At 62.0% G+C, this 21,180-nt stretch carries 19 protein-coding genes; 13 read left to right on the forward strand and 6 right to left on the reverse strand.

Translation table 11 applies throughout. The features are described from left to right. Positions 1–22: 22 nt before the first annotated feature. Positions 23–1,090 (reverse strand): ABC transporter substrate-binding protein, encoded by a 1,068-nt coding sequence (locus ACFQU1_RS11230; protein WP_378132430.1) that lies wholly within the window; start codon positions 1,088–1,090, stop codon positions 23–25. A 341-nt stretch (positions 1,091–1,431) separates the two neighbouring features. Between ACFQU1_RS11230 and ACFQU1_RS11235 the strand changes: the two genes are divergently transcribed. The 5 genes from ACFQU1_RS11235 to ACFQU1_RS11255 all read left to right on the forward strand — a co-directional run bounded on the left by ACFQU1_RS11235 (position 1,432) and on the right by ACFQU1_RS11255 (position 8,380). Then, positions 1,432–2,733 (forward strand): aspartate aminotransferase family protein, encoded by a 1,302-nt coding sequence (locus ACFQU1_RS11235; protein ID WP_378132432.1) that lies wholly within the window; start codon positions 1,432–1,434, stop codon positions 2,731–2,733. Then, positions 2,730–3,989 carry a Zn-dependent hydrolase gene (locus ACFQU1_RS11240; protein ID WP_378132434.1) on the forward strand — a complete coding sequence of 420 codons (1,260 nt, stop codon included), beginning with the start codon at positions 2,730–2,732 and terminating at the stop codon, positions 3,987–3,989. The genes ACFQU1_RS11235 and ACFQU1_RS11240 overlap by 4 nt, the downstream gene beginning before the upstream one ends. Continuing rightward, complete coding sequence (speB, locus tag ACFQU1_RS11245) at positions 3,986–4,939, forward strand: agmatinase (protein ID WP_378132436.1); 954 nt, start codon at positions 3,986–3,988, stop codon at positions 4,937–4,939. The genes ACFQU1_RS11240 and speB overlap by 4 nt, the downstream gene beginning before the upstream one ends. Before the next feature lie 73 nt (positions 4,940–5,012). Beyond that, positions 5,013–5,972 carry a D-2-hydroxyacid dehydrogenase gene (locus ACFQU1_RS11250; protein ID WP_378132438.1) on the forward strand — a complete coding sequence of 320 codons (960 nt, stop codon included), beginning with the start codon at positions 5,013–5,015 and terminating at the stop codon, positions 5,970–5,972. 731 nt (positions 5,973–6,703) lie between these two features. Beyond that, a complete protein-coding gene (locus ACFQU1_RS11255; protein ID WP_378132440.1) occupies positions 6,704–8,380 on the forward strand; it encodes a sulfatase-like hydrolase/transferase in 1,677 nt (558 codons plus the stop codon). Positions 8,381–8,401: 21 nt separating this feature from the next. Here the strand turns inward: ACFQU1_RS11255 and ACFQU1_RS11260 are convergent, their stop codons facing one another. From ACFQU1_RS11260 to ACFQU1_RS11270, 3 genes are all read right to left on the reverse strand, one after another. Further along, complete coding sequence (locus ACFQU1_RS11260; RefSeq protein ID WP_378132442.1) at positions 8,402–9,361, reverse strand: amidohydrolase family protein; 960 nt, start codon at positions 9,359–9,361, stop codon at positions 8,402–8,404. A gap of 126 nt (positions 9,362–9,487) precedes the next feature. Continuing rightward, positions 9,488–10,087 carry a UbiX family flavin prenyltransferase gene (locus tag ACFQU1_RS11265; RefSeq protein ID WP_378132444.1) on the reverse strand — a complete coding sequence of 200 codons (600 nt, stop codon included), beginning with the start codon at positions 10,085–10,087 and terminating at the stop codon, positions 9,488–9,490. Then, positions 10,084–10,665 (reverse strand): TIGR02444 family protein, encoded by a 582-nt coding sequence (locus ACFQU1_RS11270; RefSeq protein WP_378132446.1) that lies wholly within the window; start codon positions 10,663–10,665, stop codon positions 10,084–10,086. The genes ACFQU1_RS11265 and ACFQU1_RS11270 overlap by 4 nt, the downstream gene beginning before the upstream one ends. 249 nt (positions 10,666–10,914) lie before the next feature. Here ACFQU1_RS11270 and ACFQU1_RS11275 point away from each other — a divergent pair, with 249 nt between their 5' ends. Continuing rightward, a complete protein-coding gene (locus tag ACFQU1_RS11275; protein WP_378134016.1) occupies positions 10,915–11,340 on the forward strand; it encodes an SRPBCC domain-containing protein in 426 nt (141 codons plus the stop codon). Positions 11,341–11,367: 27 nt separating this feature from the next. After that, positions 11,368–12,996 (forward strand): UbiD family decarboxylase domain-containing protein, encoded by a 1,629-nt coding sequence (locus ACFQU1_RS11280; protein WP_378132448.1) that lies wholly within the window; start codon positions 11,368–11,370, stop codon positions 12,994–12,996. Between the two features lie 97 nt (positions 12,997–13,093). On the opposite strand, the gene ACFQU1_RS11285 is transcribed toward ACFQU1_RS11280, so the two are convergent. Further along, the gene (locus ACFQU1_RS11285; RefSeq protein WP_378132450.1) at positions 13,094–14,164 is read right to left on the reverse strand and encodes an FUSC family protein; all 1,071 of its coding nucleotides are present in this window, start codon (positions 14,162–14,164) and stop codon (positions 13,094–13,096) included. On the opposite strand from ACFQU1_RS11285, the gene ACFQU1_RS11290 reads away from it, so the two are divergent. Continuing rightward, entirely contained in the window at positions 14,150–15,556 is a 1,407-nt protein-coding gene (locus ACFQU1_RS11290; RefSeq protein WP_378132453.1) for a UbiD family decarboxylase, read from the forward strand. The genes ACFQU1_RS11285 and ACFQU1_RS11290 overlap by 15 nt on opposite strands. A gap of 162 nt (positions 15,557–15,718) precedes the next feature. Here ACFQU1_RS11290 and ACFQU1_RS11295 read toward each other — a convergent pair whose 3' ends face one another. After that, entirely contained in the window at positions 15,719–16,309 is a 591-nt protein-coding gene (locus ACFQU1_RS11295; RefSeq protein ID WP_378132455.1) for a recombinase family protein, read from the reverse strand. 480 nt (positions 16,310–16,789) lie between these two features. On the opposite strand from ACFQU1_RS11295, the gene ACFQU1_RS11300 reads away from it, so the two are divergent. Genes ACFQU1_RS11300 through ACFQU1_RS11320 form a run of 5 tightly spaced genes read left to right on the forward strand, consistent with a single transcriptional unit; the run spans position 16,790 to position 21,172 of the window. Continuing rightward, positions 16,790–17,566 carry a 2-keto-4-pentenoate hydratase gene (locus ACFQU1_RS11300; RefSeq protein WP_378132457.1) on the forward strand — a complete coding sequence of 259 codons (777 nt, stop codon included), beginning with the start codon at positions 16,790–16,792 and terminating at the stop codon, positions 17,564–17,566. 10 nt (positions 17,567–17,576) lie between these two features. Then, positions 17,577–18,365, forward strand: coding sequence for an SDR family oxidoreductase (locus ACFQU1_RS11305; protein ID WP_378132459.1), 789 nt, complete (start codon positions 17,577–17,579; stop codon positions 18,363–18,365). Positions 18,366–18,378: 13 nt separating this feature from the next. Continuing rightward, on the forward strand, positions 18,379–19,287 hold the full coding sequence (locus tag ACFQU1_RS11310; RefSeq protein WP_378132461.1) for an NAD(P)-dependent oxidoreductase: 909 nt from the start codon (positions 18,379–18,381) through the stop codon (positions 19,285–19,287). Then, positions 19,284–20,207: a DMT family transporter gene (locus ACFQU1_RS11315; RefSeq protein ID WP_378132463.1), complete on the forward strand. Its 924-nt coding sequence runs from the start codon at positions 19,284–19,286 to the stop codon at positions 20,205–20,207. The genes ACFQU1_RS11310 and ACFQU1_RS11315 overlap by 4 nt, the downstream gene beginning before the upstream one ends. Further along, entirely contained in the window at positions 20,204–21,172 is a 969-nt protein-coding gene (locus tag ACFQU1_RS11320; RefSeq protein ID WP_378132465.1) for an NAD-dependent epimerase/dehydratase family protein, read from the forward strand. The genes ACFQU1_RS11315 and ACFQU1_RS11320 overlap by 4 nt, the downstream gene beginning before the upstream one ends. Positions 21,173–21,180 lie beyond the last annotated feature (8 nt).

Below are 21,180 nucleotides of genomic sequence, written 5' to 3' on the forward strand. Positions count from 1 at the left end.
GCACTCGGGCGTCCGGCTCACATCATCCGGAAACAAGTTTGTTCCACCGGGGCGTCAGCTTGTCCAGATTGTTGGCCCACCAGGCGCCGTCGAGCTGAACCTGCTTGCTTAGGTGGTCGGGATACGTCGACAGCTTTTTCGCAAGCTGGTCGTCCTTGATGTGCTCGAACGCCTGCAGATTCGTCGGACCCGAATAATAGGCGCGCGCATAGGCGGCCTGCCGATCCGGCAGCGAGCAGAACTCTATGAAAAGGTTCGCGCTGTCCTTGTTCGGCGCGTTGTTCGCGAGCACCAGGGTCAGGAGGTTCATCACGGCTTCGTTGTAGACGAATTCCAGCTTGAGATTCTGCGACTGCATGTAGTGTGCGCGACCCGACAGGCATTCGCCGGCATCGATCTCGCCGTTCTGGAACAGCGATTCCATCTGCGAACTCGATTGCCACCAGACGTTGGTGATCGGCTTGACCTTTTCGAGTTTCGCGAACGCCTTCTCGACCTTGGCGTCGTCCAGCGGATTTACGGCGCCGGCGGCGACACCGTCGGCCATCAGTGCGTATTCGATATGGCGGGCAACCAGTGCGCCGAAGAATGCGCGGCGGCCCTTGAACTTGTTGGCGTCCCAGAAATCGGCCCAGGTTGTCGGGCCGCCGTCGGGATAGCTGTCCTTGAGATAGGCGAGACCCCAGGACACCGTGCCGTATCCGTAGCCCATCTCGTCGATTGCACCCGGGATATGCTTCTGTACATCGCTCATGCGGGCCGAGATCGGCTGCAGCAGCCCGTTCTTCTTGCCGATCGTCGCCCAGAAGGGCGGACCGTCGAGCAAATCGACTTCCACGCGCTTGGCATCCGCCTGGGCCTTGAGGCGCGCCAGCCCCTGGCCGCCCCAGGTCAGCTCTTCGACGATGATGCCTGTTTCCTTGGTGAACGGATCGAAGAACACCTGACGGAGGATGTCCTGATTGCTACCGCCCCAACCGCTGAAGACAATCTTCTTTGCCTGAGCCTGCGCGCTCCTGATGAACGACGGCGCAGCCAATGCCGCGACCGAGCCGGCCAACATGCCTCGACGAGACACCGTTCTGATCATCCGACGCCCCCTCTCGAAGGTTCGCGTTTTCCGCTTTACGGGAATTCATTCCGGAATTTATCGTAGATCCTGCGCGCCGCCGATGTCAAGCAGCGGAAACATGCAGTAGCGGCGAAATTATAGGCCTGAAATCGATCTTTCGCACTCGCGCCGCCGCTTCTTGCAATTCTCGAAAAATGGAATACAAATCGAAAAAATGGAAGTACGGCAGGAATGGAAGTACGGCAGGCTTGGCGGCCTTTCGACCGGGCGCCTTGCGATACGGAAAGCACTCCGCCGGGCCGGCAACCGCGGCGACGCGACCCCGCCGCAAGTTTGCCGAGACAAGCTCCGGAGGCCTCATGAGCGCGTTGATACACACCGGCCTGAATGCCGGGAAAGCCAGCGACATCCGCGTAGTCGGCGGTGAAGGCGTCTATTTCCATCTCGAGGACGGGCGGCGCGTCCTCGACGCCTCAAATACCGGCGGGCCTCTCGGACACCGCCACCCGGACATCGTCGAGGCCGTACGTAAGGCTGCCGAGAACCCCGTGATCAATGAAGGATGGGTGTGGTCGGTGCGCGAGAAGGCAGCCGACGACCTGATCGACATCGCATTCGATGGCGAAGGCTGGGCCGGCGGCGTGAGGTTCTTTCTGTCCGGCAGCGAGGCGAACGACATGGCGTGCTCGCTCTCCCAGGTCCTCACCGGCCGGACCCCGCTCGCGACGCGCATACGCGCGTATCACGGCATGTCCGGCCTATCGCAGCACCTGACGGTTCAGCCGCAATGGCACGGCGGACTCTCCGTTCAGAACGGAAAGTCGCGTCCGGTTCCGAACCCGTTCGATATCCGGCAGCTTCCAGAACCCTTGGGAGCGAAATACGGCCGGGCCTCGTCGAACCAGCCCCTCGGCGAACGGTTGGCGAATGCCGAGCAGATCCTTGAAGGTGTCGCGGCGACGATTATCGACTACACGCAGGGCGGGATCTATTACGACGCGGCCTATCAGGATCGCGTCGCGGAGGCCGCACGCAACGCGGGCTCGCTGTGGATCGCCGACGAAGTCGTCACCGGCGCCGGCCGCGTCGGACGCATGTTCGCGTTTCAGGGCGCCAGCAGCCGTCCGGACATCGTCACGCTCGGCAAGGGACTGGCGGGAGGTGCATCCCCCATCGGCGCGGTGGTGCTCTCCCAGGACATCGTTGAGCATTTGAAGGACAAAAGCTGGCAAACCTATTCGACGCTGCGCGGGCATCCGCTTGCGATGTCCTGCGTCCGCACGTTCCTGAAGGTTCTCAAGCGCGACAGGCTGATCGACCGGGTGAAGAGCCTCGAGGATATCATGTCACGGCGCCTGATCGAGATTGCCCGCAAGCATCCGTCGGTCGCCCGGGTCGACGGCAACGGCCTGCACTGGACGGTTGAACTCCACGGCCCCGACTGGCGAACCTGGGAGAACAACTCGATCGAGGTGCCGATCGCCTCCCGCGTGTCGAACAGGGCCCTGGAAGCCGGAGCACTGATTGGAACGAGCAGCGAGCAAATCTCACTCTTCCTTGCACCGGCCTTCACGATTTCCGAATCCGAGCTCGAGGCAATCCTCTCCGCGCTAGACTTCGGCCTTGATGTGGCCGACGACGAACATGGGCGCCGTGCATGACAGCGCGGCACGACCTTCGCATCAACGGCGACAGACTCTGGTCGTCACTGATGACGCATGCCCGGATCGGCGCGCTCGACAATGGCGGCATTTGCCGGGAAGCGCTGACGGTAGCGGACCGGGATGGCCGCGACCTGTTCGGCGCGTGGTGCCGCGCGACAGGACTGGACGTCGTGGTCGACCAGCTCGGCAACATGTTCGCAACGCGCGCAGGCACGGACGCGCGCAGGCTGCCGATCGCCTGCGGCAGTCATCTCGACACGCAGCCTTGCGGCGGAAAATTCGACGGTGTCCTGGGCGTGCTGGCCGGACTTGAAATCGCAAGGACGCTCCGGGACGCCGACATCCGGCTCGCGCACCCCCTGACTGTCATCAACTGGACGGCCGAAGAAGGAAGTCGTTTCTCGCCCTCTATGGCCGGGAGCGGCATCTATGCGGGCGTCTTTCCGCTAGGCGACGCCAAACGATGGACGGACCGCGACGGCACCGGCTTCATCGAGGCGTTGCGCGCTATCGGCTACGAGGGATCCGAACCCGTCGGCCTGCGCAAGTTCCGCGCCTATCTCGAACTTCACATCGAGCAAGGACCGCTTCTCGAAGCCCTCAACACATCCGTCGGGATCGTGACCGGCGCGCAGGACATGCGCTGCTACGCCATTACCATTCTCGGCACCGAAGCGCACGCCGGCACCACGCCCATGGAGACAAGGCTGGATCCGATCTCTGCCTTCAGCCGGATATTCGTTGCCTGTGAAAAATATGCGCGTTCCACCCGGGATGCGCGTTGCACCGTCGGTGCGATGACGCTGCAGCCGGGTTCTCACAGCGTGATCCCGCGCGAGCTGTCGTTTCTGATCGACCTGCGGCACCCGGACAATAACCAGCTGCTCAAGATGCTGTCGGTGCTACGGACGGCGCTGGAGGTCGAGCGTGCCCATGGCTACGCTATAACCTGCAGCGAAACGTGGTCGTCGCCTGCAATCGCATTCGACGCCGATTGCGTCTCCGCCGTGCGTCAGGCCGCCGAGGTGTGCGGCTACTCCGCCGGCGACATCGTCAGCGGCGCCGGCCACGATGCCGTTTATGTCGCACGCGTGTGCCCGACCGCGATGATCTTCACACCGTGCAAGGACGGCATCAGCCACAATGCCGCCGAGAGCATTACTCCCGAAGACGCCGAACGTGGCGCGAATGTGCTCCTTCAGGCGGTCCTCCACCTCGACAAAACATACGAAGAGCAAGAGAGAACATCATGAGCAACGGACTCTATGAACCCGTCGACGCGTCCGAATTTCCGCGGTTCTCCGATGTCGCCACGTTCCTGAGGACCAAGCGCGCGGACATGAGCAAGGACATCGATATCGGCCTTGTCGGGGTGCCATTCGATCTCGGCCTCAATTTCCGGGGCGGACCCCGCGAGGCGCCGGGCGCCGTGCGGCAGGCAAGCCGCGTGATCCGGCGGATTCATCCGACGTCGGGCGTCCAGCCGTACAAGTTGTGCAACGTCGCCGATCTCGGAGATGCGCCGGTCAATCCGATCAATCTGGACAAGAGCGTCAAGCAGATTGAGCAGTTCTTCGTAAACATGCTGTCGCTCGGCATCCGACCGATATCGGTCGGCGGCGATCATACGATACCGACCCCAATCCTGCGCGGACTCGCGCGCGCGGAGCCGGTGGGAATCCTGCAGATTGACAGCCATTCCGACACGCTGGACGAATTGTTTGGCACCAAGGTTAATCACGCGACCTTCATGCGGCGGGCCCTGGAAGAAGGCCTGATCGATCCGAAGCGCGTCGTCCAGATCGGCCTGCGCGGCTCGCGCTTCAGCGAAGATGACATCGCCTTCGGATACGAGGCCGGATTCACCGTCATCACGTTCGACGAATACGAGGAGATGGGCCGGGCGAAGGTGATCGAGACGATCCGCGACGTGCTCGGCACCGGGCGGACTTACATGACCATAGACATCGATGGTCTTGACCCGAGCTTCTGCCCCGGGACACCCGTTCCGGAAATCGGCGGCCTGACCCCACGAGACTGCCAGATGATCATCCGCTCCATACGCGGTGTGGATCTGGTGGGCGCGGACATCTCCGAGGTGGCGCCGTGTTACGACCCCACCGGCATCACCGCGGTAACGGCGGCAAACCTGATGTTCGAATTGCTGTGCGTCATGGCCGAGCGGGTGGCGTCGAACAGATAACGGTGTTCATTAACGCGGCGGCGATCCGAAGCGAGAACGCCGCAGCCACAACTCGGCGCGAACGGCCGGACACATGACAAACGCGGATGATCTCATCCACTTCCTGCATCCCGCCTACGACTTTGCCGCGGAGCTTTCAGCGCGGCAGGCGGGCCTGCGGTGCGTTCAATCGCGCTCGTTCGCGGAGGCGTTGCCGAAGATGGCGGAGACCGACATTCTCGTAGTGTCCAGTCTCTGGACCAGCGACATTCTCGCGAAGGCGCCGAAGCTGAAATGGGTTCAGTCGCCCGGAGCGGGGTACGACCAGTTCGATCTGGCTCGGTTAAAGGCGGCCGGCATCAAACTCAGCCATGCAAGCGGCCTCAATGCCAACGCCGTCAGCGAACACGCGCTTGCATTGATCCTGACCTTCACGCGACAGCTGCATCTGGCCAGAGACCGCCAGAGGCGCGCCGAATGGCGCGGAATGATTACGTTGAGGGCGCAACGCGAAAGCGAATTGAAAGGCAAGCTGCTGCTGGTTGTCGGGCTTGGCGTGATCGGGATGCGGATCGCGCAAAGCGCGCGATGGTTGGGGATGAACGTCGTTGGCGTTCGTCGCCGGCCACCCACCCCCTCGGAGACGCAGATGCGCATCGTACCGCCCGCGCAGCTTCACAGCGTTCTTCCCGAGCCGGACTTTGTCGTGCTTGCGTGTCCGCTTACGCCGGAAACGCGAAACCTGATGGGTGCGCGGGAGTTCGGGTTGATGAAGCAATCGGCCGTATTCGTCAACATTTCCAGGGGGGCCTGCGTCGATCAGGCCGCGCTGACGGAGGCGCTGGCACGCCGGGCGATCGCGGGCGCGGCCCTGGACTGCTTCGTGGACGAACCGCTGCCGGCGTCGGCGCCGCTATGGGCCTTCGAGAATGTCGTAATCACGCCGCACTCAGCTGGCGAACGGCAAAATCACGAGACAGAGGTGATCGACTTGCTGCTGGACAACCTTCAGCGCTTGCGGAACGGGGACGAACTGCGCAACCAGGTCATCTGAGATTGCCTGAATATGTACAGATGCTGCGCGCTCTTCCGGGGATAAATCAGCGGTCGTCAGGCACCGCGGCATAACGTCGGCTTAGCCGTGCGATATCTCGGCTGATGGGCTCATGCTGGTTCAGGTTAGAACCGCGCCGATGCGTCAGCCATGACGGTTCGAGAGCGACGGCCACACTCTAGATTGCGAACGGCAGCTCTGCGCCCCAAAGCAGACATTCCGACGCGGTCTCAACGACGAATGATAGGGATAACAGCCTCTAGAGACTGTTGAGGATACTCCGCTTGGGGTTCGGAGCGTGACATACGCCAGCCCAACCCGGCCGAAGCCAACCGGGCAACCCGAAAGTAAGGCGACAACTTCTCGCGCGTGGCCGGCCACTGTTACGGCCGACCGATGTCGGGATGGATCGAGGGCGGCTCGACGATCTGCTTTCCGTGGGCAAGCAAGTCGACACGCGCTCATTGTCGAGGGGATGGCTCACGCCGTCGCCTCGCGCCCTTGTTCCAATAACTTTAATAAGCTGTAATTCCGTTCGCTATCTATTCAACGCACCCGACTGAAACTATCGTGAAGCTGCAGCTTCCTCCATCGAATCCAGGAGACTCGGAACAATGGGTAAGCCAACTGGGCAGCGGCCGACGCCGTCGCGGCGTGATCTCTTTGCATCGGGCGCCACCCTTCTGGGCGCAAGCCTGCTGCCGGAACGGGCGCGGGCCGAAGGCGCGGTCGTGCCCTCTCCCATCAAGGCACCCGATGCGCCTCCGGGCGGCTACAACATCCTCTTCATTCTCGTGGACCAGGAGCATTTCTTCGAAAGCTGGCCATTTCCCGTTCCGGGCCGCGAGTGGATCAAGAAAAACGGCACCACCTTCAACAATCACCAGGGCGCTTCGTGCGTTTGCTCCCCGGCGCGCTCGACGCTCTACACCGGCCTGCACATTCCCCACACCGGAGTTTTTGACAACGCCAACGCCCTCTGGCAGCGGGACATGTCTACCGAGGTAAAGACCATCGGTCATCGCATGGCTCAACTCGGCTATCACGCTTCTTATCAGGGTAAGTGGCATCTCAGCGTCAACCTCGACCAGGTGACCGAGGCGATCGACGCGCCCTTCCTCGAATATCGCAAGATCATAGAGAGCTATGGATTCGACGATTTCTTCGGCGTTGGCGATATCAATGACACCACGCTCGGAGGTTATAATTATGATGACACCACGACGGCGTTCGTAACCCGATGGTTCCGCACCAAGGGACAGGAGCTCGCGCAACAGGGCAAGCCCTGGTATCTGGCGGTGAATTTCGTCAATCCGCACGACGTGATGTACGTCGATTCCGACCTGCCGGGTCAAACCGTGCAGGGCAAGCTGACGGCGATGCCCATCGCCCGCCCGCCCGCCAATGATCTCTACAAGGCGACATGGGATGAAGTTCCACTGCCCAACACGCGCACCCAAGCGTGGAGCGCTCCGGGCCGTCCCAAGGCCCATAAGATCTACCAAGAGGTGATGGACGTTCTGGTGGGCCAATGGCCGGACGAAGATCGCCGCTGGAGGGTACTGCAGAACTATTACTTCAACTGCATCCGCGACTGCGACCTGCAAGTCTACCGCGTGCTCGAATCGTTGAAGGTCAACGGGCTGGATCAGAACACCATCATCGTGTTCACCGCGGACCACGGCGAGTTGGGCGGCCATCATCAGATGCGCGGCAAAGGCAACTGCACCTACCGGCAGCAGAATCATCTGCCCTTGATGATCGTCCATCCCGCCTATCCGGGTGGGATCAGCTGCAATGCCGTGACGTCTCAGATCGATCTGACGCCGACCCTGCTCGCCTTGACAGGCGCCGATCCCGAGGCGCTGAAGAAGGCGAGCGCGGGCCTGCCCGGGCGGGACTTCTCGCCGCTCCTGACGGACCCGGCGAAGGCCACAGCCGAGACGCTGCGCCCGGCAGCCCTGTTCTGCTACGATATGTTGTCCTATCAGGACGCGAAATGGGCCACTCATTTCGACATCTATATGAAGAACAAGAAGATCCCGCTGGCCGACAAGCTTGTGGAGCTGCAGAAGAACGAACCCAATTTCAACAACCGCTGCAGCATTCGCAGCGTCTTTGACGGACGCTACCGCTTCAGCCGCTATTACCCTCCCATCGGCTTCAACACGCCCGACACCTACGAGGATCTGACCGCGAAGAACGACCTCGAACTCTACGACCTCCAAAACGACCCCGACGAGACCAACAATCTTGCGTTGAACCCCAAGGCCAACGGCGACTTGATCATGTCCATGAACACCAAGCTGAACGATCGCATCGCCGAAGAGGTGGGAGACGACAACGGCAGTTTCCTACCGATCCGCAACGGCAAATGGCACTTTCCACCGGCCAGCGAGCGTGGATAGTGAGGCCGCCCGTCGCCGCTCTCACTGTTCGATGTTCATGACCTCGATGGCGTTGAGGCGCGAAACCTTCGCGCGGATCGCATCGTCAATGGGGGCCGCATCGAGGAATCTGCCGGCAACGGCGGAGTCCTCGTACGGATAGTCCACGGAGAACAGCACGCGGTCGTTTCCGAGAGCGGAGAGCGCAGCGAGCAAAGGAACGTTGTCGCACTGGCCGGACGTCGTCACGAACATGTTCCGCCTCAGGTAAAAGGAAGGCGCCTCCTTCAGCGGTCGCTTTCGGTCGATCAACGCAGCACGGCTATCGAAGCGCCACAAATGATACGGCATCGTCTCGCCCATATGGCCGACAATGATCTTCAGCTTCGGATAACGGTCGAAGACGCCCGAGAACAGAAGCCGTAGGAAATGAGATGAAGTCTCGAAATTCCACTCCCATGTCGGCTTGACCAGCTCCGGGCAGTCTTGCAGAACGTGGGGCATCACCACGGAATCGGTGGGATGGAGGTAAAGCGGTGTATCGAGTGCCTCCATTCTTTCCCAGAAAGGATCATACCTCCGATCGTCCAGATAGATGCCGCCGGTATGGCCATTGACCATGCAGCCGACAAAACCCAATTCGGTGACGCATCGTTCCAACTCGGCAGCCGCTTCGGGCACGTCTTGCATGGGCAGATGGGCGAAGCCCCGATATCGGGTCGGCTGCTTTTGAATAGCGGCCGCGAGGTGGTCATTGGCGTCGCGAGCGAGCTTCACCGCAAGCCGCGCGTCTGCCTCGGCCTGGACTCCCGGTCCGGAAATGGACAGCACGGCGATGTCGATGCCGGCGGAATCCATCGCCGCTAGCCGCCGTTCTCCGAAATCATGCATCAGCTCGATCAGATGCTGGGCATTCTCTGGAGGCACCGCAGGCATCGCCGCCCGCATATGGGGTTCGAGTGCCGGCGTGATGAAGTGTTCTTCAAGCGCGATTTTGTTCATGGCGGACCCGCTTCTTGGGAGGAGGCCGACGACATACTCGGCCGGGATTATCTTCTCGATTGCGTCGTAAGATGATGCACAAGCGCCTGGCTCCGTCCGCTCATTACCCCACCATGCTGGCCGGGGCTATTGATCTGCTCGAACGACTGAATATTTCGGTTTACTGCTTTCCTTCCAACGCTTCGTCACATCGAGCCGGATGTCGAAAAGATCGAGGGCTCTGGCCACCGTCTGGGTCACGACGTCGTCGAGCGTCTGCCGGCCGTGGTAGAATGCGGGAACCGGCGGCATGATGATCGCCCCGTTCTGAGTGGCTTGCGCCATCAGCTGAATGTGCCCGGCGTGTAACGGGGTTTCCCGCAGCAGCAGAACGACGCGGCGGCGCTCCTTCAGGCAGACGTCGGCGGCGCGCACCGTCAGCTCATCGTTGTAGCAATGGGCAATGCCACTCAGCGTCTTGATGGAACACGGCGCCACCAGCATTCCGTCCGTCACGAACGAGCCGGATGAAATTGCTGCGCCGATATCCTTATGATTATGGACCTCGCCGGCCAAGGCCCGCACCTCGTCCGGCCGATGGCCAGTCTCCTCGGCCAATGTGCGGGCGCCCGAAGCGGTCAGCACCAAGTGTGTCTCTACATCTTTGACGTCTTTTAATAATTCAAGAGCGCGGACACCATAGATCGCGCCTGAGGCTCCAGTTATGGCGATAATCAAGCGCTTCATGAGGTGGGTCCTGTCGCAGCGGCAACTATGGTGCCCATGGCGTCCCTCTCCTGCTCGTCCGCCGGCCGACTTGCAAATGCTGCAACGACCGCTAGCATACCGGCCATAGCATTGTCACGGAGCGTGCCAGCGCTCTCGCGCTCAGGCATCTCCTCGGCGAGCATCTCGAGTTGATCGAGCTCGATCAACTCGGCCGAGATCTCGAGCTTCTGGAGCTCCGCGCGTAGGCGATGGGTCTCGTCGGAGGGGGCTGGGTGTGGTCCTTGCTTCAACCGCCGCCGGACGGCGCGCAGCGGGCGTACGACTTCCTGGTGCCAATCCACGACCCGAAGCCGTGCCCGCCGGGCATCCGCTTCGTCAAGCGCTCGGTCTTTGCACGCCGCCATCCAAACTGCCATGAGAAGGACGTTGACGTCCACTCCAGCGCGCTCCTGAAGAAGCAGACAGGCGGCGGGCACACCGTCGCGCTGATAGAGCCCGACCGCGTAAGGTTTCAAACCCTCTTCTTGCGGAAACATCCTCTCTCCTCTTCGGCTGCCGACCATTCCCTCAGGGACACCATAATGTTTCGTGGTCATATATCTTGTCGCGGGATGTCACCGCCTGCGCCTCTCACAACCATGAAGAACCATAACAGATTGGCGACAGCTCCCGACAATCCGCCGGCGGGCACCATTCCGGACGTCTTCCCCTTCTTGGCTAATGTTGTGCAGCCGTGCCGGCTAAACGTTAACAAAAAAACTATTGAGATTAACCTTACGGCTGTTTCATTCTACGGGGGACGGTATTATGACAGGCATACGGGCGAATATTCGGGAAGGGGCACCATGTCAGGTCATTCTCTACGTCACGCGGTTCATATCAACGCGGATCATCACAGCGTCTACAATGCCTTGACCACCCTCGATGGGCTGAAGGGCTGGACGATGGCCGAAGCGTCGGGCGGGGGCGATGTTGGTGCCAAATGGTCGCTGAACTATAAGGGCGGCCCGAGCTTCGTCTGGGAAATCACGAAACACGATGCGGATACGGTCGCCTGGAAATGTATTCGGGGCCCGGGCGACTCCGTCGGCACGACGGTGACCTTCAAGCTCGGGAAAGATCCGCACGGCCGCATACATCTTGCCTTCGATCATTCCGGATGGCCGCACCAGGAAGGCAATTTCGCCAAATGCAACAGCCTCTGGGGATTGATGCTTCACCAGCTGCGCGGCTTTGCTGAAAAGGGAACGGTTGCGCCCGCCTACTCCTGACACTCAACTACGAACGGGGCGTATACCATGCAGCAGTCGCTTTCTGACTTCGTCACCTCCCTGGACGCGGCCGGCTTTCTCGTGCGCATCAGCAGCGAGATTCGCGTCGACCAGATCCCGAAGTTGATGGAGGCAAACCCTACCAGGGCCGTTCTTTTTGAGAGGGTGAAGGACAGCGAGTTCGCCGTGCTCGCCAATGCCTATTCCAACCAGGACATGTTCGCCTGGGCGATGGGCTGCGACAAGACGCGGACCGGCCTCGAAATGGTCGAGCGCGCCAAGGGGCGCCTGAGGTGGGAAACGGTCACGACGGCGCCTTGCAAGGAGGTGATCCTCAAGGGTGACGACGTTGACCTCACGCGGCTCCCGCTCTTCCTGCATCACGACCGTGACGGCCACGCCTATACCAACGACAATCTCTTCATCAGCAAACATCCGGACACGGGTGTCTACGACTGGGGCATCTATCGCTCGATGTTCCGGTCGAAGAACGAAAAGTCGGTCGACATGACCTGCACCTCGCATCGCCAGCGCATTCACGCGATGGCGGCGGCGGCCAAGGGACAGAACCTGGAAGTGGCGATCGTGCTTGGCGGCCCGACGCTCGACAAGATCGCTGCGCTGGTCGGCGTCACCGCGGACACGGACGACTTCGAAGTGCTGGGCTCCTTCTACGGCGCGCCGGCGCGCATGATCCGCTGCGAGACGATCGACGTGATGGTGCCGGCCAATTCCGAGATCGTGCTGGAATGCGAACTGATGGCGCTGGAGGGTCTCGTTTACGACGAGGGACCCTACGGCGAGTTCACCGGTATGTACGGCGGCGGCATCAAACACAATTATCGCCTCAAGGTGAAGGCGATGACTTACCGGAAAGGCGGCATCTACCAGCACTGCACCATCGGCGGCCTGCATCCTTGGTATACCGACAACATGCTGCAGCTGCCGGCTATCGAGGCCGATCTCTTCAATGGCCTCAAGAACGGCGGCATCGACGTGCGCGAGGTCCGTTGCCCAGCGGGTGGCCTGTCGAATATCGCCTATGCCAAGATCAACCCGCTCGGCGCAGGTGACGCGAAGCAGGCGCTCGGCATCATGCTCACCTGCTCGAAGCAGGGGCTGCCCAAGATCGCCATGGTATTCGATACCGATGTCGATATCTGGGACGATCAGGCGGTGCTGGCGGCGATGGCCTATCGCTACATGCCCCACCGTGACACCGTCCGCCTGGACGGCCTCAACACCATGACGGTCGATCCAAAAAGCCCGAGCCTAGGTATTGCCTCAAAAATCGGCATGGACTGCACCGTGCCCCTGGGCCCGGAGTGGAATCCCAACGAGTTCGTGCGCAGCACCTTGACCGATCTCGGGGATCCGCCCGCCGACGTTGTCGCCATGAGCGAGGACGACCTCACGAAGGACATGGAGGCGCTGATCGCTGCGGCGCCGCGTGCCTGGTATGAGATCCTCAAGCATTACCACGGTCAGCCTTATCCTCTGCTCTACAGAGCCTTTGGAAATCTGCGCCACAAGCTCGGCCGCGTGAACGATCCGCCGTGGTACCGCTACACGCTTTTGGAAAGCCCCTTCGCCTGGGAGGCGAAGCCGCAACCGCCAAACCATTCCGACCCGCGCCATATCAAGACTTCGGGGTGAGGCCGCGAAGCTGATGGCTGCGAGTTCACGAGCCGGTTCATCTTCATCGGCACAGTCCATTGCAAGGACGACAGCACGGGCGCCCTGCCCGGATTGGTCACTCGGGCGACGCAGCAAGGGGGGCAGAGCCGGTGTTGGGCGGCTCGTCTTTTTTAGGCGACTTCGCCAGGACGGAGCGTGCCGCCGCAGTCACAAGGAAGGCGACCACGGTCCCGAGACACGCCTCGGCCAGCCGGTCGAAGAGCAATGGCGGCCAAGGCAGGCCGCGGCTGAGGTTGCTGATTCCGATGGCGAGGGGACAGATGAACAGCAGGGCGAGGCCGTATCGCTTCGCCACGAAGAGTTCCGCGGCAGCCTGGCAGAAGACGATGAGGCCGATCAAGGTCGCGTGCGAAGGTTCGAACGAGAACAGGACCGCCGCCGTTGCGACGCCGCCCATGGTTCCCACAATGAGGGATCGCATACGTTGATAGACCTGGGGCGACATCAGCGCTGGCATGAGGGCGGCCACGGTGACGGGAGCCCAGAAGGGGTGGCCTATTCCCAGGAGAAGTGCGATCAACCAGGCAGAAAGGGCACCGAGCGCTGCCGCGCCGATGGCCACGGCATGCTGGTAGCCGTCGAGCACCAAGACGCCCGCCGCCGCTCGGCCGCGCAAGCCGCCCGGGGTCGATTGCGACTCATCGGCATCGGCGCGGCTCAGGAGAGTCAGAAGAACGCAGACGGCTGCGCCGCCGGCCCCCACCAGCACGGCAACCGGCACCGCTTCCCACCTGGTCGGCAGTCCCGTGATGACGAGCAGCGCCAGCACGAAGAAGATTTCGCCTCTCGGCGTCCATCCCAAGATCGCGCCGAGACTGCCGATGCCGACCACCGTCAAAACGAGCAGCACGCCCAACAGCCACGCCGGTCCATGCGCTGCGGCAAAGACTGCAGCAACCGCGATGGTGGCGATCAGTGCCAACGACGCGACAATCTGCGTTTCGAGTCGTCTGCGCTTCACTTCGCTATGACCGTAGAGCGATGCGAGCGCGCCGAAGGCAGCGTAGACGGCAAGGTCCAGCCGATCGACGGCGTAGATGGCCCATAGCGGCAGACCAACCGACAAGCCGACCCGCACCGCCGCCTCGACGTCTTGCTTGGCCAAGTCAAAGTGAAAGTGGTGCATCAACGTCGAACTCGCTGGTTAGAAGGACAGAGGACCATGCTCTACCAAGATCTGCGTGCCTTTCTGACGGTTTTGAAGGAATCCGGGGAGCTCGTCGACGTTACCCGGCACATTGCCTTACAATACGATATCGCCAAGGCTCTCGCCAAGACAAGCGCGGTGCAGGGGCCGGCCCTCATGTTCAAGAATACTGGGACCGCCTTCCCGCTCGTCGCGGGCCTCTATGGCACGCGCAAGCGCGCGCTCATCGCTTTCGGCGCGACCGAGCAGACAATTCACGACAAGGTGCTGCAGGGTATCAACAACCAGATCGCCCCGGTGGATTTCGAGGGAACGCCGCCTTGTCAGGAAATCGTGCTGACGGGCGATGCGATCGACGTTACCAAGCTGCCGGTACCGGTCTATAGCCCCAAGGACGGCGGGCCCTATATTACCGCCGGCATCGTCGTATCGGAAAATCCAGAGACTGGCATTCCGGATATCGGCAATTACCGGTTCCAGATTCACGGTCCGAAGGAGATGGGCTTGTTCTCGGCGTCAAACCATCGCTTCGGCAAGAACATCGCATATGCAACGGCGGTGGGGAAAGAACTACATGGTGCAGTCGTGATCGGCGTCGATCCGATGACCATGTTTTCCTGCCAGGTTCAATCGAGCGATACGACCAACGACTGGTTCGTTGCAGGGGGCTTGCGTGGCGCGCCGGTCGAGCTTGCCGAGGCCGTCAGCAACGGGCTGAAGGTTCCGGCGCGCGCCGAAATCATCATCGAGTTCACGGTCGATACCAAAAATCAGAAGATGGAAGGTCCCCTTGGTGAGTATACCGGCTACTACACGCCGGCCTCGCCCAAGCCCGTGGCCAGGATCACGGCAATCACGCATCGCAAAGATGCAATCTTTCAGGGTCTACTGACCGGAAAGCCGATCACCGAAAACCACGTGTTGAAGCAGATCCCGTTCGAGACCTCTATTCTACGCCAGCTCCAGGCGCAGTTTCCAACAATCTCGGATATCTCGATCAACAGTTCCGGCGGCGTGCAGGTTTATGTGGTAATCGCCATGAAGCCGCGCTACGAGGGTGAGCCCAGACAGGCGATTCTGGCCGCCATGGCGTCGAACCTCCATCCCAAATGGGTCATCGTCGTCGATCCCGATATCGATATTCGAAACGCCGCCGAGGTCGAGTGGGCGCAGTCGTTCCGCGTCAAACCGCGTGAGGATGTCTTTGTCGTCGATCGCACGGCTGCAGGCCCCCTCGATCCTTCCACCGATGGCGGCTTCTCGTCCTCCGTCGGTATCGATGCGACCAAACCGTTCGGCGTGGAGTTCCCCGATGTTTCGGAAGTCCCGGGTTGGCGCGATTTCGATCTGCCCGAGATCAACAGGGGCTAACCCGGCAATAGGTGCATCGAGCTCGGCAAGAACGAGCTCATCTTACATGCCGCCTCGTTTTAATCTTCGACGATGCGACGGGATTGCTGCGGAGCACCACCTGGCGAGCTTCTCGGTGAAGGTCGCCCTGGCAGCAGTGAGCTGCCTGCCTCACCCCTTTTCTCACGTCGTTGCAAGCTGCCGCTGCCCGATCCGCTCGAATATCGTATAGGTTCCCTTGAACCAGGGTTCCTTGGAAAGGCGTGCACGCCACGCCGTCTCATGCGCTTTCTTGCGCGCGGGCGAGGCCAGCGCATCGGCATCGGCGAGGTAATGCAATGCGAGATGCGTATAGGTCTCGGGAACGCCGCCCACGACCCGCAGACCGGCGTATAGCTCGTTCTGAAGGAGCCCGCTTCGTCGTTGCGTATTGCCGTTGATCGTGGAGGCATTCCAAGCGCGCCCGCGCGGAGGCGGCACACGATCTCCGCTCAGATCGTGCGCGATGTGACGAGGTGTGCGCCCAGCGACGGACTCCCGAACGATCCGGCGCACGATTTCAGCTTCCGCTTCGACGATGACGCGCTTGCCGGGATGGCTGGATACGGCCGCGTAGCCGTAGGTGATGCCGCCGGTATCGAGGCCTTGCCCGATACGGCCCGCCTGACCTCGTCTGACCTTGTGCGCATTGTCTTCGCGATAGAGTTGGCCGACCAAGCCGCGAAGGGACATCGACATTGCCAGAGGAAGGCTGATGGCGCCGTTGCCGAACATCCGGGGTCCGCGGACGGGCTATGTCGCGATTATCCCACGTCAGGGGAATGCCGGAAAGCTGGTTGCCGGCTTCGTCGACTGGCTTGTTGGCGAAACGCTCGGATCGGCTGGCGTGGCTTCAGCTGGGGCCCAATTCTACTTTTCAAGGAGCAAACCGGAAGCTGACCTCAGTAGAAGACTTATCGCTTTGGAATAGTGTTCGAGCGGATTCTGCCTACTTGGAATTTTCGATCTGCCCACGACCACGGCCGAGGATCTGCGCCGGCTCGCGCAGCAGCTCAACTGAACAGGCCGGATCAACAGGGTCAGACGTTCAGCCGTTCACATCCGCCATCGGCGATGCCATCGGCAGGCACTGGGCGCAACCCTGCCGCGCGATTTCGCCACTTCTCAGCTATCATAAAAGTGGAATATAATTCCGATTATTGAATCCACAAAAGCAAAATGGCAGACGACACTGCTTCTGGGAGGTCCGGTTTCATGCGTGCCGAACTTGAGAGCCTCGCCGTAGCGTTGGCGGATGCCTGGAACTCTGGTCGGCGTGTGCCCGAGCCGGCGGGGTCTGGCCGCCCCCGCGATCGCAGCGAGGCTTATTGGGTTCAGGACAGGATGGCGGAGCTCTTAGGAGCAGATGTCGGTGGCTGGAAGATCGGCGCGGCGCTGCGGGCCGTGCAGATCGCCGAAGGGCATGACGGTCCCATTCCCGGCCGGATCATGCGCAACCGCATTTTCATCGGCGCGGTCGAGCTGCCGTACGCAATCTACGCAGACTATAACGCCGAGCTTGAATACGCTTTCCGCCTCAAACACACTCTTCCGGCGCGCAACACACCCTATACGCTGGACGAGGCGGCCGTCGCCGTGAACCTCGTTCCGGGAATAGAGATCGCTGGCAGCCGGCTCCACATCAGGAGCACCGATGCCAAGACTATGTTGGCGATCGCCGACAATGGCAGCGGCGGTGCCTTCGTATTCGGTGAGGATATCGTCAACTGGCAGGGGCTTGATCTGGACGCCCTGCCGATCGAGGCCGGCATGCCGGGCGAGCCCGTCGAGCTTTATCGCGGTGGCCAGCGCGGCGATGTCGTCGCCGTGCTCGCCGAGATGATAAACGGGCTGCTCAGCCGCGGAATCGCGCTCTCGGCGGGCGATTATCTATCGACCGGTTCGCTCTGCGTGCCGCTCCGGCTTCGGCAAGGGCAGCCCTTCGATGCCCGCTTCGGCGATCTCGGCAGATTGCGTGTGACGCTTGTCTGAGGAGTGCGGCATGACAAAGCAATTCGCGGGAAAAGTCGTTCTGGTGTCCGGTGGAAGCCGGGGGATCGGCTTCGGCATCGGACAGGCTTTCGCTTCTGCCGGCGCCGAGGTTGTTCTCGCCGCATCGTCCGAACAGACCCTCGCCGCCGCCGCTGCAGCGGTTGCAGCGAAGGTGGGCCGGCGGCCGGCGACGATCGCGGCCGATCTGCGCGCCGAGGTCGGATGTCGGGCGGTGTTCGAAGAGGTGATGACCCGATATAGCGGCTGCGACATTCTGGTCAATTCGGCGGGCGCGACGAAGGCTGGCGATTTCCTGGCGCTGCCGGATAACGACTGGCAGGATGGCTTCGATCTCAAGTTCTTTGCTTGCGTTCGGCTATGCCGGCTGTTCTGGCCCGTGCTGGCGGAGCGGCACGGGCACGTCGTCAACATCATCGGCGGTGCCGCGCGGACACCTGATCCCGGCTTCCTGATCGGCGGCTCGGTCAATGCGGCCATGGCGAATTTCACCAAGGGTCTTGCCGGGCTCGGCAAGCGCGCCGGCGTAAACGTAAACGCCATCTATCCTGGTATGACCGAGACGGAGAGGGTTGAACAGTTATTCGAGCAGCGCGCAAGAGCTGCCGGAAAGAGTTCTGCGGAAATCCGCCAAGAATTGATCGCCAGGGAAGGGCTGCAGCGGCTGGGGCGGCCGGAGGACATCGCCGCGCTGACGTTGTTCCTGTGTGGTGAGGAGGCTCGTCATATCCAGGGCGTAGCGATCGCCGTCGACGGCGGCGCGACACCTGGCCTTTATTGAGCGGGCGCTGGCCATGGACGCTCCAGCGCCGACGATCGGCTTCATCGGGCTCGGGGCGATCGGGGCGCCGATGGCACGGCGCATCCGAGAGGCGGGATATAAGCTCGTCGTGCACGACGTCAGCGAGCCGGCCTTGCATCGGTTTGCGGGCAGCGCGCGGCTCGCCCGGTCTGCCCGGGAGGTTGCCGATCACGCTGAGATCGTCATGGTCTGCCTTGCCAGCCTGCCGGCACATGACGACGTGATCCTCGGAGCCGACGGAATTGTGGCCGGAAGTGCGGCCCGCATCTGCGCGGTGACGAGCACGACCGGCCCGGCTCTGGTCACCAAGATGGAAAGCGGCCTTGCCGGAAAGGGGATCGCCGTTGTCGATGCGCCGATGACGGGCGGACGTATCCGCGCTGCCGCTGGTACGCTGACCGTGATGCTGTCGGGGCCGGATGATGCTGTGACCGAGGTCGAGCCCATCCTCCGCTGCTACAGCAGCCGGGTCGTCCGGTTCGGCGAAGTGGCTGGCCGGGCGCAGGTGATGAAGCTCGTCAACAACGTGATGTCGGCCGTCAACTTCGCCATCGCCGCCGAGGCGCTTGTTTTTGGCGCCAAGGCCGGGCTCGACCCGGAGGCGATGTTGGAGGTGATAAACAACGGCACCGGCAAGAACGATGCGTCGCTGACCGTCATTCCGCAGAACGTGCTGACGCGGCGCTTCGATTTCGGCTCGCCGATGGCGGTCATCCTCAAGGACATGGGGGCGGCGATCGCAGAAGCCGACCGGCTTGGTGCACCGGTGGCGATGACCCGGGCAGTGGCAGCAATGTTCGAGCGTGCCATCGCAGACGGCATTCCGGCACAAGCCGATCAGACGGAGCTCGTTCGCGATCTGGAGCGCGTGGCCGGCATAGCGGTGGCGCGCACCCGGTGAACCAGGCGCCGAGGCATCCTCTCCAGGCGGATACCGGGCTCGTCGCGCTCGGCCTCGCCGTCGCGGCGTTCAGTCTCTTCGCCGTTGGGGATGCCGCCTCGAAGCTGGTCGTGGCCGAAAGCAACGCCGGCATGGCGCTCTGGGGACGCAGCCTCGCTTTTGCCATCGTGATGCTCCCTCTCGTTCGACCGCGACACTGGCGGTCCGTGCTTCTCGATGTGCCGGTGCGTCTCTTGCTGCTGCGCTCGGTCTTTCCGTTCTTGGGCGGCGTCTGCGTCATCGCCTCAATGGCCTATGTGCCCTTGGCGCAGGTGACGACCATCTTGTTCGTGGCGCCGCTGATTAGCATGGCGCTCGGGCGCCTGGTCCTGGGAGAGGCGGTCAACCGGTGGGGCTGGTTGGCCGTCGCGCTCGGCTTTCTGGGGGTCGTGATCATCATGCGCCCCTTTGGCAACGGCTTCTCCTGGGTACTGCTGATCCCCGCGATGGGCGGAATCTTCACGGCCATCGCTCAGGTGATGACCCGGTTTGTAGCACAATTGGCTTCGCCGCGGTCGATCCTCGTCTACACGATGCTCGTAGCGCTGCTGCTGTCGACGCTCGCGCTGCCCTTCATCTGGCAGACTCCGACTCGCGGGCAATGGCTGTTTCTCGCTTCGTCCGGACTTTGTCAGGCCGTGGGTCAGGCGTGCATGATCGCAGCCTATGTGCGGGCCGGTGCATCGCGCATCGCCCCTTACTCCTATGCGCAACTCCTGACCGCCACGCTGCTCGGATGCCTCGTCTTCGGCGAGGTACCGGACCTCCTCAGCGTGCTCGGGGCAGCGCTCATTGTAGCCGGGGGCCTGGTGTCCCTCAAGTTTGCCGGGTGGAGACCCGCCGTTGCCATTTCAATGGACAGAGGGGTGAAGCAGCTATGACATTGCTGGTTACAGGCGCGATGGGGCATGTCGGCTATGAGATCGTGCGCAATCTCGCCCGGTCGCGTCCCGTAATCGCGCAGTATCACAGAACTTTCCGCCAGGCCGACGCGGACGCGCTAGGCGCCCATGCAACCTGGGTTGCATGTGACCTCACCGACTTGCAGGCGGTGGAGCGTCTGTGCCGGGAGCATGGTGTGGACTCCTGTATCCACCTCGCCGCGATGGCGAACGAGATGTATTGCCGGCCCGATCCCGTGGCGGCCTTCCAGGCCAATGTCGGTGCCGTCGTGAACCTGCTGGACGTCGCCCGCCGCCACGAATGGCGCCGCATGATCTATGGAAGCACGGGGAGTGTCTTCAAGAACGTCGATCCCGCGATGCCGATCATGGAGGATTTGCCTCCGGATGCCGACGGCCTCTACGGGACGACAAAAGCCTGCGGTGAGATTATGGTCAGGGCTTTCCGGGCGCAATTCGGTGTCGATGCCGCGACCGTCCGGATCTCTTGGATCTACGGGCCGCCGGTCGTGAACTATACCTTCGCGCGCGGCCCGATCCCGCCAATTCTGATCGATGCCCTGCGCGGCGTCGAGCGCAACGACGCCAGTGGCGGCAATTTTTCGGCCGGCTTCACCTACATCGACGATGTTGTCGAGGGGCTGATCGCGGCGGTCGATGCGCCCCGGCTCAACCACGCCATCTATCACCTCGCTCCGCTGCACAACTACGCCGTCTTCGAGGTGGCCGAGGCTGTCAAGTCCGCGGTTCCCGGTGCGGTCATCGCGATCGGCCCCGGTGCTATGCCTTGGAGTACCTACACACCCATTCGCGGGCCGATGGACGGTAGCCGCTTCATCGCCGATACGGGTTTTCGCACCCGCTTCGATTTGCGGCGGGGCATCGGCGCCTACGCAGCATGGCTACAGGCCGAGCCGGGACGTCTCGACAGCGCGGGACTATGAGAAGGGGC

This window comes from Chelatococcus sp. GCM10030263, assembly GCF_042666455.1.
Lineage (GTDB): Bacteria > Pseudomonadota > Alphaproteobacteria > Rhizobiales > Beijerinckiaceae > Chelatococcus.